A 10,506-nucleotide genomic window follows, 5' to 3' on the forward strand; every position below is an offset into this window, starting at 1 on the left:
GCGTGACGATTTTCGATTACCTGGTGCTGTTCGTGCTGATCGCCTCGGTCGTCATCAGCACCTTGCGCGGCCTGGTCAAGGAAATCCTGTCGCTGGTGGGCTGGATCGTCGCCTTCGTGGTGGCCAATGCCTACGGCGCCGGGCTCGCGCCCTTGCTGCCGGAAGTAATTCCCGGCGACACGGCGCGCCTGATCGTGGCCTTCATCGCGCTGTTCCTGGGCGTGCGCATCCTGATGGGCCTGCTGTCGCTGGCGATCGGAGCCCTGGTGGAAGCCACCGGTCTCTCGCTGGCGGATCGCGGCCTTGGCGGCTTGTTTGGATTGGCGCGCGGCATTGTAATCGTGCTGGCCGGCGTCATATTGTGTGGGATGACGGACATTCCGAAGCAGGCATTCTGGCAACAGGCCCTGTTGTCGCCGATCGCCGAGACCGGCGCCCGTACCGTCAAGCCCTTCCTGCCCGCTGCCATGGCGCAGCACGTGAATTTTTGACCAGCATTCCTCAGTCGTAGAACTTTTTCTGTAATCAAGCACTCAAGCTTTTAGGAGCACACCATGTGTGGCATCGTCGGCGTCGTCTCTCACTCTCCCGTCAACCAGTTGCTGTATGACGCATTGCTGCTGCTGCAGCACCGCGGCCAGGACGCGGCGGGTATCGCGACCAATCACAGCAGCATGTTCTCGATGTTCAAGGCCAATGGCCTGGTCCGGGACGTGTTCCGCACCCGTAATATGCGTTCGCTGCAGGGCAATACCGGTATCGGCCACTGCCGCTACCCGACTGCCGGTTCGTCGAGCGAAGAAGAGGCGCAGCCGTTCTACGTCAACGCACCGTTCGGCATCACGCTGGCCCACAACGGCAACCTGACCAACCAGGCAGTGCTGAAGGACGAGCTGTTCCGCAACGACCGCCGCCACATCAATACCGATTCCGACTCCGAAGTGCTGCTCAATGTGCTGGCGCACGAAATCCAGGAAGCGGCCGACGGCTACTCGCTCGACGCCGACGCCGTGTTCAAGGCGGTCGCCGCCGTGCACCGCCGCGTGCGCGGCGCCTACGCCGTGGTGGCGCAGATCGCCGGCCACGGCCTGCTGGCTTTCCGCGACCCGTTCGGCATCCGCCCGCTGTGCCTGGGCATCAACGAGACCGAGCAGGGCAATGAATACCTGGTGGCCAGCGAATCGGTCGCCCTGGAAGGCCTGGGCTTCCGTTTCGTGCGCGACATCGCGCCGGGCGAGGCGGTCTTCATCGACGAGAACAACCAGCTGCACGAGCGCCAGTGCGCCGAGAATCCATCGCTCAATCCGTGCGCCTTCGAATTCGTCTACCTGGCCCGTCCCGACTCCGTGATCGACGGCGCCTCGGTGTACGCCACCCGCCTGCGCATGGGCGAATACCTGGCCGACAAGGTCAGCAAGGAGATCCCGGTCGACGAGATCGACGTGGTGATGCCGATCCCCGATTCTTCGCGTCCGGCCGCGATCCAGTTGGCCCTGAAACTGGGCGTCGAATACCGCGAAGGCTTCATCAAGAACCGCTACATCGGCCGCACCTTCATCATGCCGGGCCAGGGCATGCGCAAGAAATCAGTGCGCCAGAAACTGAACGCGATCAGCTCCGAATTCAAGGACAAGAACGTGCTGCTGGTCGACGATTCGATCGTGCGCGGCACCACCAGCCGCGAAATCGTGCAGATGGCGCGCGAAGCCGGCGCCCGCAAGGTGTTCTTCGCTTCGGCCGCGCCACCGGTGCTGTACCCGAACGTGTACGGCATCGACATGCCGACCCGCGACGAGCTGATCGCCCACGGCCGCACGACCGAAGAAGTGTGCCGCGAGATCACGGCCGACCGCGTGGTGTACCAGGACGTCGACGCACTCAAGCGCGCGATCTCGGACGTCAATCCTGAGATCAAAAACTTCGAGGCATCGTGTTTCGACGGCGTCTACGTCACCGGCGACGTGACCCCGGAATACCTGGATCGCCAGGAATCGGCGCGCCACGCTCCGTCGAGCAAGGACGGCAACGAGGACAAGGTGCGTACCCAGCTCAACCTGAACCCGCCGGTGGCCGCCGAGTAAGGCCAGGAAAGACCATGTCGGATAACAAGCGCTACGGCTTCACCACCACCATCCTGCACAACGATCGCCGCAAGACGATCGAGCAGGGTTCGCTGCACAAGCCGGTGCACACCTCGGTCGCCTTCGGCTATGCCGATGCGCGCCAGCTGGCGTCGGTATTCCAGGGCAAGGAGCCGGGCTTCCGCTACGGCCGCCAGGGCAACCCGACGGTGTCGGCCCTGGAAGACAAGATCAGCAAGATGGAAGACGGCGTCGCCACCCTGTGCTTCGGCACCGGCATGGCGGCGATCGGCGCGCTGTTCCAGGCGTTATTGAAAACCGGCGACCACATCGTGTCGTCGAGCTTCCTGTTCGGGAACACCAACAGCCTGTGGCAGACGGTGGCGGGGCAGGGCGTCGACGTCGCTTTCGTCGATGCCACCGATGTCGCCCAGGTCGAAGCGGCCTTGCAGCCGAACACCCGCCTGGTGTTCGTCGAGACCATCGCCAATCCGCGCACGCAAGTGGCGGACCTGGCCCGGATCGGCGAACTGTGCCGTGCGCGCGGCATCCTGTACGTGGTCGACAACACGATGACCACGCCCTGGCTGTTCCGTCCGAAAGACGTGCATGCCGGGCTGGTGGTCAATTCGCTGACCAAGTCGATCGGCGGCCACGGCATCGCACTGGGCGGTGCGCTGACCGATACCGGCCTGTTCGACTGGGCCGCGTATCCGAACATCGCCCAGAACTTCAGAAAGCAGGCGCCAGGTGCGCAAGGCATGGCCCAGCTGCGGGCCAAGGCGCTGCGCGACTTCGGCGCCGCGCTGGGGCCGGAAGCGGCGCACCACATCGCGGTCGGCGCCGAGACGCTGGCCCTGCGCATGGAGCGTACCTGCGCCAATGCGCTGGCGCTGGCGACGATGCTCGAAGCCGACGAACGCGTCGCTGCCGTCCATTATCCGGGTCTGGCTTCGCACCCGCAGCACGCGATCGTCGAGGAGTTGTTCCGCTCCGGCGGTTCGCTGCTGAGCTTCGAGCTGAAAGATGACATCGACCCGTTCGACTACCTGAATCGCCTCAAACTGGCGATCCCGGCCTCGAACCTTGGCGACAACCGGACGCTCGTGATTCCGGTGGCGCACACGATCTTCTTCGAGATGGGCCCCGAGCGGCGCGCCAGCATGGGCATCGCGGAAGGCTTGATCCGGGTGTCGGTGGGCATCGAGGACACCGATGACCTGGTCGGCGACTTCCGCCAGGCGCTGGATGCGTAAAGCGGGGTAAAACTGTCATCACAGGGCCGGCAAATGCCGGCCCTGTCATTTTTGCGGTTGAGCCCAGCCGTAAAACACGGCTATCATGGACTTTTACCAGCTAAGCCTTACGGTATGCCCATGAAACAATTCCTGTCCTGCCTGTCCCTTGCGGTATCCGTCGCGTTCAGTGGCGCCGCGTTCGCCGGCGAACTCGAGGACGCCAATGCCCTGTTCGAGAAAAAAGACTATGCGGGCGCGCTCAAGCTGTACACCAAGCTGGCCAATGCCGGCAATCCGCAGGCCCAACAGCAGCTGGGCCAGATGTACTGGTATGGCGAGGCCGGCGCGGTCGACGAAGCCAAGGCGAAGGAATTGTTTGAAAAGTCGGCCGCCAAGGGCAACAAGGTCGCCGCCGACTCGCTCGTGATCATGCAGCAGCGTGGCGAACGCCGCGCCGAGATCGATTACTGGATCAAGGGCTACGATGGCGCCGACCTGCAGTCGGGCGAGTACCGCTGCCCGTCGCCGCGGATCCCGGCGGTGTCGAAGGTGAACGACGAGATCGAGCGCGTCAACAAGGCCGTGACCGGCTGGCAGGATTGCTACAACAAGATGGTGACCAACCTTAACGAACAATCGCCGCTGACCAAGCGCATCCCGGCCGACATCGCCAAGCTGATGAACAAGCAGGAAACCGAAGCCTCGACCGCCTACCTGGAGCAGGTGCGCCAGAACATCGCCGAGGGAGCGAAGGTCAATTCGAAGATGGTATTGGCCGATTTCGCCGCATGGCGCAGCGCGACCGAGGCGTTCGTGGACCAGCACAATTCGGTGGTCAACAAGGCCAAGCAGTAAAGACTGCTCATAAACGTCGTTCCCGCGAAGGCGGGAACCCAAGTCATCAGCGCCGCCACGATCGCTAATTGCGGCGGCGACTCATGTAAACTTGGGTCCCCGCCTGCGCGGGGAGTCATTACTGCCAGTGGCAGTAATGACGTGTTAGCGGTGCTAAGTTCTATAGAAAATCAGTTCCAGCTACGCATCAGCCCAACCGCGAGCCCCTCGAGCGCGAACTCTTCGTCGGGCGTGACTTCGATGATCTTGAAGTCGGGGTTCTCGGGCAGCAGCTCGACCAGGTCGCCCGTCTTGCGGTAGCGCTTGACGGTGACTTCTTCGCCCAGGCGGGCGACGACGATCTGGCCGTTCTTGGCGCTGTCGATTTTCTTGACCGCCAAAAAGTCGCCATCCATGATGCCGGCGTCGCGCATCGACCAGCCTTTTACCTTGAGCAAAAAGTCGGGCCGCGCCGCGAACATCGCGGTGTCGACGTTATAGGTCGCTTCGACGTGTTCCTGCGCCAGGATGGGATTGCCGGCGGCGACGCGGCCGACCAGCGGCAGCGACATCAGGGACGGCGGCGGCATCGGGATCTGCGGGGCGCTGGCGCCGACCAGGCGGATGCCGCGCGAGGTGCCCGGCGAAATCTCGATCGCGCCCTTGCGCGCCAGGGCTTGCAGGTGTTCTTCGGCCGCATTGGCCGAGCGAAAGCCCAGTTCGGCCGCGATTTCGGCCCGGGTTGGAGGAAAACCCGTGTTCTCGATCGCTTCCTTGATCAGGTTAAGGATCTGTTCTTGCCTTGCAGTGAGCTTGAGCATAAATATCTTGCAGCAACGGGTTGTAGAGGTAGACTGTATTTTTGTACAGTATTCTACTCTGCGCAAGGGAAATCGAAAAAAAAGCAGGAAATATTCGTTAAAGCTCAGGCATTTGCGTCGATTCGGCAAGCCCGGCCGGAGTCCGGTCGCCGGGCGGCGACCGGTGGGTGACGATGGTCAGTGCGTTAGCACTCGATTTCGTTGGACTCGAGATAGAAGTCGGTCTTGACGCCGTTATACAGTTTCCATTTGCCGGTGCAGGTGAATTCGCCATCGCCGACCACGGTGGAGTAGCTGGCGTCGGAGTAATACGTGATGGTGTAGCCGTATTGCGGTTTGGCGATCGCGACGGTGGCGACGGCGAGGCCGGCGACCAAGGCAAGGGCAGTGAATTGACGTTTCATTGATGACATCCTCGGGTTGCGCTGCATTTCAGGAGACAACTTGGCCGCCGCAGCCTGGCTGGGCGAGTTCATCCATCATAGGCCTGCCGGTCCCCGCGCCGGCAGTGCAGAGCTGGTAGTTGCGCAAGCTCCGTGCACCGGTTATACTGGCGGGCTTTCCCTTCCCACACTCGTCTTGACGCCGAGGTGGGCATTTATGTAAAACGTCCTCAAGGAGTAATGCATGCGTCATTATGAAATCGTTTTTATCGTCCATCCGGACCAGAGCGAGCAAGTCCCGGCGATGATCGAGCGTTACAAGACCACGGTGACCAGCCGCGGCGGTAACATCCATCGCGTGGAAGACTGGGGCCGCCGCCAGATGGCTTACCAGATCCAGAAGCTGCCAAAAGCGCACTACATCTGCCTGAACATCGAATGCGACAACGAGACCCTGGTCGAGCTGGAAACCGCATTCAAGTTCAATGATGCCGTTCTGCGTCATCTGACCGTCAAGATGAAGAAAGCAGAAACCGCACCGTCGCCGATGATGAAATCGGTGCAGCGCGAAGACGCAGCCAAGAGCCACCGTGCAGAAGCCGCTGCTCCAGCAGCAGCTGCTCCAGCCGCTGCCGCTGCCTAAGATTTTTTCCAGGAATTCGTAACAAGCAATTAGTAAGAACCGGGTGAATCAGCTCCAGCTCGTGGCGACCATCGCCGAGCGTGATGTCCTGCGCTACACCCCGGCCGGCGTGCCGATCGTTTCAGCCGTCCTGATGCACAGTTCGCATCAGCGAGAGGCGGGGATCGATCGCCTGGTCGAGTTCGAAGTCCCCGCGTTCGCCGCGGGCGAGATTTCGGGCAGGTTCGGTAGCGCCGAGCTCGGCGCCAGCTACTGCTTCAACGGATTCCTTGCACGAAAAAATCGCAACAGCAAAGCCCTGGTGTTTCACATCATTGATTTCAGTGCCGTTTAACCGGCAATTTAGATATACAGGAGCCTCAAATGGCATTCGGTAAAAAGTTCGACAAAAACAAAGCTAAAGAAAAACTCAAGCGCAAACAGCAGAACCCGCTGTTCAAGCGCAAGAAGTTCTGCCGCTTCACCGCCGCTGGCGTTGAACAGGTTGACTACAAAGACGTCGACACCCTGAAGGACTTCGTCCAGGAAAACGGCAAGATCATGCCAGCACGTCTGACCGGCACCAAGGCGCACTACCAGCGCCAGGTCGACACCGCCATCAAGCGCGCCCGCTACCTGGCGCTGCTGCCGTACACCGACCTGCACCACGGTTAATCGGTTACGTCAGCTATCCTGGAGATAAAACATGCAAATCATTCTGTTGGAAAAAGTCATCAACGTCGGCAACCTGGGCGACGTCGTCAAAGTCAAGGACGGTTACGCACGTAACTTCCTGATCCCACAAAAGATGGCCCGCCGCGCTACCGCCGGCGCCGTCGCCGAGTTCGAAGCCAAGCGCGCCGAACTGGAAAAAGCAGCCGCCGAGAAACTGGCAGCCGCCCAAGCCCAAGGCGACAAGCTGAGCGGCCTGACCGTCACCATCGGCCAGAAGGCCGGCGTCGACGGCCGTCTGTTCGGTTCGGTCACCAATGCCGACATCGCTGAAGCGCTGACCAAGCAAGGCTTCCCGGTCGAAAAAGCTGCCGTTCGCCTGCCGACCGGCCCGCTGAAGACCACCGGTGAATTCCCGGTTGCCGTCGCCCTGCACACCGACGTCGTGTCGGAAATCACCATCGCTGTCGTGGGCGAAGCTGCCTGAGCGAATGCTGAACTGAAGTAAAAGCAGTACACAAAAAAGCCGGGTTCTCCCGGCTTTTTTGCTTTTGAAACTCACCAATTATGACAGCCGTGTGACAGGAGAAGGTATAATGCCGCCCATGAACGCAGCACCCTCAGACCCCCAGATCGAAGCCCTGCGCATCCCCCCGCATTCCATCGAAGCAGAGCAGTCCGTCATCGGCGGCCTGCTGCGCGATAATGCCGCCTGGGACCGCATTGCCGACTTCATGCATGCGGAAGACTTCTACCGTTACGATCACCGCATCATCTTCGAACAGATGGTTCGCCTGATCAACGCCGGCAAGCCCGCCGACGTGATCACGGTCTATGAAGCCTGCAACCAGCTCGGCAAGGCCGAGGAGGTGGGTGGCCTGCAATACCTGAACGCGATGGCGCAGAACACGCCGTCGGCCGCCAATATCCGCCGCTACGCCGAGATCGTGCGCGACCGCGGCATCCTGCGCCAGCTGATCACCGTCGCCGACGAGATTTCCGGCAATGCCTTCAATCCGCAGGGCAAGGAAGTCAAGCAGATGCTCGACGAGGCGGAATCGCGGATCTTCGCCATCGCCGAGCAGGGCGCCCGCGGCGCCCAGGGCTGGCTGGCGGTGCAGCCGCTGCTGACCCAGGTGGTCGAGCGCATCGACGAACTGTACTCGCGCGAGAACCAGGGCGAAATCACCGGCGTGCCGACCGGCTTCATCGACCTCGACCGCATGACGTCCGGGCTGCAGCCGGGCGACCTGGTCATCGTCGCCGGCCGTCCGTCGATGGGCAAGACCGCGTTCTCGGTGAACATCGGCGAGAACGTCGCGATCGAGGCCGGCCTGCCGGTCGCCGTGTTCTCGATGGAGATGGGCGGCACCCAGCTGGCCATGCGTATGCTCGGCTCGGTCGGCCAGCTCGACCAGCACCGCCTGCGTACCGGCCGCCTGAACGACGAGGATTGGCCGCGCCTGACGCACGCCATCCAGAAGATGAACGATGCCCAGCTGTACATCGACGAAACACCCGCACTGAACCCGATCGAGATGCGCGCGCGCGCGCGCCGCCTGGCGCGCCAGTGCGGCAAGCTCGGGCTCATCATCGTCGACTACCTGCAGCTGATGCAGGGTTCGAAGCCGGGCGACAACCGCGCGTCCGAGATTTCCGAGATCTCGCGCTCGCTGAAAGGCCTGGCCAAAGAGCTGCAGTGTCCGGTGATCGCGCTGTCGCAGCTGAACCGCTCGCTGGAACAACGCCCCAATAAACGTCCCGTGATGTCCGACTTGCGCGAATCCGGCGCTATCGAACAGGATGCGGACGTGATCATCTTCCTGTACCGCGACGAAGTCTATAACCCGGATTCGCCCGACAAGGGCACTGCCGAAATCATTATCGGCAAGCAGCGTAACGGTCCGATTGGGGCGATTCGCCTCACCTGGATTGGCCAATACACCAAATTTGGCAACTACAGCGGTAACCTCGCCGTTTACCAGGGCGATTAAACCGATATTCAATGTCGCCATCTGTCCACGATGGCGGCATGACCCCGAGAGAACTCCACGGAGAAAAATAATGTTTGGACGTTTCCTGCCCAAAGAGGGCAATTTCTTTGAACTGTTCAACCAACACGCGGCCTTGTGCGTGAAGGGTGCGCACGAGATGGTTGGCCTGATGACCAACTTCGATGACCTGGAAACCCGTACCCACGCGGTCGAGACCATCGAGAAGCAGGCCGACAAGATCACCTACGCCACGGTCGACCTCCTGCACAAGACCTTCATCACCCCGCTCGACCGCGACGACATCCACAAGCTGATCACGCGCATGGACGACATCCTGGACATGATGGAAGACGCGGCCCAGACCGTGTCGCTGTACGACCTGCATGCGGTCACGCCGGAAGCGAAGCGCCTGGCCGAGCTGTGCCTGTCGTGCTGCCTGAAGGTGCAGGAAGCCGTCTCGATGCTGCACGATATGGACAATGCGCCGAAGATCGTCGCCATCTGCGAAGAGATCGACCGCTTCGAATCAGACGCCGACCACGTGATGCGCGCCGCCATGTCCAAGCTGTTCCGCGACGAACCGGACGTGCGCAACCTGATCAAGATGAAAGCGATCTACGAGATCCTGGAAACCGTTACCGACCGCTGCGAAGACGTGGCCAACATCATCGAAGGCATCATCGTCGAGAACGCGTAAGCGCCTTCGAACCGGTAACGATTATGGAAACTCTACATATCAGCATTTACGTGCTGGGCATGCTGGTCGTCCTGGCGCTGATCTTCGACTTCATGAACGGCTTTCACGACTCGGCGAACTCGATCGCCACCGTCGTGTCGACCGGCGTCCTGAAGCCGCAGCACGCCGTGGCGATGGCCGCCTTCTTCAACTTCATCGCGATCTTCGTGGTCAACATGAAGGTGGCGCAAACCATCGGCAAGGGCACCATCGACCCGAACATCGTCGACCACTATGTCATCTTCGGCGCGCTGGTCGGGGCGATTTCCTGGAACCTGATCACCTGGTACTACGGCATCCCGTCCTCGTCCTCGCACGCCCTGATCGGCGGCCTGGTCGGCGCGGCGGTCGCGAAAGCCGGTACCGGTTCGCTGATCTCCGGCGGCCTGCTCAAGACTGTGGCCTTCATCGTGGTGGCGCCGCTGCTGGGCTTCGCGCTGGGGTCGATCATCATGCTGATCGTGGCCTGGGTGTTCGTCAAGGCGACCCCGCGCAAGGTCGACGGCCTGTTCCGTAAACTGCAGCTGGTCTCGGCCGCGGCCTACTCGCTGGGCCACGGCGGCAATGACGCACAAAAGACCATGGGTATCATCTGGATGCTGCTGATCGCGGCCGGCTACGTCAATGCCGCCGACGCCCATCCACCGGCCTGGGTCATCATCTCGTGCTATGCCGCGATCGCCTTCGGTACGCTGTTCGGCGGCTGGCGCATCGTCAAGACCATGGGCCAGAAGATCACCAAGCTCAAACCGGTGGGCGGCTTCTGCGCCGAGACCGGCGGCGCCATGACCCTCCTGATGTCGAGCGCGTTCGGTATCCCGGTGTCGACCACCCACACCATCACCGGCGCCATCGTCGGGGTGGGCGCCTCGCAAAAGGCCTCGGCGGTGCGCTGGGGCGTGGCGGGCAATATCGTCTGGGCCTGGATCTTTACCATTCCGGCGTCGGCCTTCATGGCGGCAGTGGCGTGGTGGATCGGTACCCACATCATGTAACAGCGCCTTTCAAGCGCAAAAAAAACGGAGCCACGCGGCTCTAATGCCGTTCAGTTAAGGTCCCGCTTCAGGACACGAACGGTGTAGCGCTGAGGCAAGGCCTTTACGGCCCGGTCGATTTTTCGACCGG

Annotated in this window: 13 protein-coding genes; 11 read left to right on the forward strand and 2 right to left on the reverse strand. The window is 61.6% G+C overall.

What is annotated here, in order from left to right; genetic code table 11:
* The first annotated feature begins 2 nt into the window (after positions 1 to 2).
* The 4 genes from FVD38_RS24150 (at position 3) to FVD38_RS24165 (ending at position 4,174) form a co-directional block, all read left to right on the forward strand.
* The gene (locus FVD38_RS24150; protein ID WP_147937134.1) at positions 3 to 491 is read left to right on the forward strand and encodes a CvpA family protein; all 489 of its coding nucleotides are present in this window, start codon (positions 3 to 5) and stop codon (positions 489 to 491) included.
* 63 nt (positions 492 to 554) lie between these two features.
* The gene (gene purF / locus FVD38_RS24155) at positions 555 to 2,081 is read left to right on the forward strand and encodes an amidophosphoribosyltransferase (RefSeq protein WP_147937135.1); all 1,527 of its coding nucleotides are present in this window, start codon (positions 555 to 557) and stop codon (positions 2,079 to 2,081) included.
* 14 nt (positions 2,082 to 2,095) lie between these two features.
* A complete protein-coding gene (locus tag FVD38_RS24160; protein WP_147937136.1) occupies positions 2,096 to 3,337 on the forward strand; it encodes a cystathionine gamma-synthase family protein in 1,242 nt (413 codons plus the stop codon).
* A gap of 120 nt (positions 3,338 to 3,457) precedes the next feature.
* Positions 3,458 to 4,174, forward strand: coding sequence for a tetratricopeptide repeat protein (locus FVD38_RS24165; protein WP_147937137.1), 717 nt, complete (start codon positions 3,458 to 3,460; stop codon positions 4,172 to 4,174).
* Between the two features lie 170 nt (positions 4,175 to 4,344).
* Here the strand turns inward: FVD38_RS24165 and lexA are convergent, their stop codons facing one another.
* Together lexA and FVD38_RS24175 are read right to left on the reverse strand one after the other, a co-directional pair.
* Entirely contained in the window at positions 4,345 to 4,974 is a 630-nt protein-coding gene (lexA, locus tag FVD38_RS24170; RefSeq protein WP_147937138.1) for a transcriptional repressor LexA, read from the reverse strand.
* A gap of 185 nt (positions 4,975 to 5,159) precedes the next feature.
* Positions 5,160 to 5,378 carry a hypothetical protein gene (locus FVD38_RS24175; protein WP_147937139.1) on the reverse strand — a complete coding sequence of 73 codons (219 nt, stop codon included), beginning with the start codon at positions 5,376 to 5,378 and terminating at the stop codon, positions 5,160 to 5,162.
* 223 nt (positions 5,379 to 5,601) lie between these two features.
* On the opposite strand from FVD38_RS24175, the gene rpsF reads away from it, so the two are divergent.
* The 7 genes from rpsF to FVD38_RS24210 all read left to right on the forward strand — a co-directional run bounded on the left by rpsF (position 5,602) and on the right by FVD38_RS24210 (position 10,376).
* The gene (rpsF, locus tag FVD38_RS24180) at positions 5,602 to 6,000 is read left to right on the forward strand and encodes a 30S ribosomal protein S6 (RefSeq protein WP_123070735.1); all 399 of its coding nucleotides are present in this window, start codon (positions 5,602 to 5,604) and stop codon (positions 5,998 to 6,000) included.
* Positions 6,001 to 6,043: 43 nt separating this feature from the next.
* Positions 6,044 to 6,334: a primosomal replication protein N gene (gene priB, locus FVD38_RS24185; RefSeq protein WP_147937140.1), complete on the forward strand. Its 291-nt coding sequence runs from the start codon at positions 6,044 to 6,046 to the stop codon at positions 6,332 to 6,334.
* Positions 6,335 to 6,363: 29 nt separating this feature from the next.
* Positions 6,364 to 6,654, forward strand: coding sequence for a 30S ribosomal protein S18 (gene rpsR / locus FVD38_RS24190; protein WP_005666071.1), 291 nt, complete (start codon positions 6,364 to 6,366; stop codon positions 6,652 to 6,654).
* 31 nt (positions 6,655 to 6,685) lie between these two features.
* Positions 6,686 to 7,138, forward strand: a complete 453-nt coding sequence (gene rplI / locus FVD38_RS24195; protein ID WP_109346893.1) for a 50S ribosomal protein L9 — start codon at positions 6,686 to 6,688, stop codon at positions 7,136 to 7,138.
* 109 nt (positions 7,139 to 7,247) lie between these two features.
* Entirely contained in the window at positions 7,248 to 8,645 is a 1,398-nt protein-coding gene (locus tag FVD38_RS24200) for a replicative DNA helicase (protein ID WP_370660656.1), read from the forward strand.
* A gap of 70 nt (positions 8,646 to 8,715) precedes the next feature.
* Positions 8,716 to 9,342 (forward strand): DUF47 domain-containing protein, encoded by a 627-nt coding sequence (locus FVD38_RS24205; protein ID WP_005666076.1) that lies wholly within the window; start codon positions 8,716 to 8,718, stop codon positions 9,340 to 9,342.
* A 23-nt stretch (positions 9,343 to 9,365) separates the two neighbouring features.
* Positions 9,366 to 10,376, forward strand: coding sequence for an inorganic phosphate transporter (locus FVD38_RS24210; RefSeq protein ID WP_147937142.1), 1,011 nt, complete (start codon positions 9,366 to 9,368; stop codon positions 10,374 to 10,376).
* Positions 10,377 to 10,506 lie beyond the last annotated feature (130 nt).

It is taken from the genome of Massilia arenae (assembly GCF_008014745.1).
Taxonomy (GTDB): domain Bacteria; phylum Pseudomonadota; class Gammaproteobacteria; order Burkholderiales; family Burkholderiaceae_D; genus Telluria; species Telluria arenae.

Coding starts and splice junctions, on each gene's coding strand:
- FVD38_RS24200 (WP_370660656.1), top strand. CDS start 7,248: ATGCCGCCCATGAACGCAGCACCCTCAGACCCCCAGATCGAAGCCCTG.
- FVD38_RS24205 (WP_005666076.1), top strand. CDS start 8,716: ATGTTTGGACGTTTCCTGCCCAAAGAGGGCAATTTCTTTGAACTGTTC.
- FVD38_RS24160 (WP_147937136.1), top strand. CDS start 2,096: ATGTCGGATAACAAGCGCTACGGCTTCACCACCACCATCCTGCACAAC.
- rpsR (WP_005666071.1), top strand. CDS start 6,364: ATGGCATTCGGTAAAAAGTTCGACAAAAACAAAGCTAAAGAAAAACTC.
- FVD38_RS24165 (WP_147937137.1), top strand. CDS start 3,458: ATGAAACAATTCCTGTCCTGCCTGTCCCTTGCGGTATCCGTCGCGTTC.
- FVD38_RS24210 (WP_147937142.1), top strand. CDS start 9,366: ATGGAAACTCTACATATCAGCATTTACGTGCTGGGCATGCTGGTCGTC.
- rpsF (WP_123070735.1), top strand. CDS start 5,602: ATGCGTCATTATGAAATCGTTTTTATCGTCCATCCGGACCAGAGCGAG.
- purF (WP_147937135.1), top strand. CDS start 555: ATGTGTGGCATCGTCGGCGTCGTCTCTCACTCTCCCGTCAACCAGTTG.
- lexA (WP_147937138.1), bottom strand. CDS start 4,974: ATGCTCAAGCTCACTGCAAGGCAAGAACAGATCCTTAACCTGATCAAG.
- FVD38_RS24175 (WP_147937139.1), bottom strand. CDS start 5,378: ATGAAACGTCAATTCACTGCCCTTGCCTTGGTCGCCGGCCTCGCCGTC.
- rplI (WP_109346893.1), top strand. CDS start 6,686: ATGCAAATCATTCTGTTGGAAAAAGTCATCAACGTCGGCAACCTGGGC.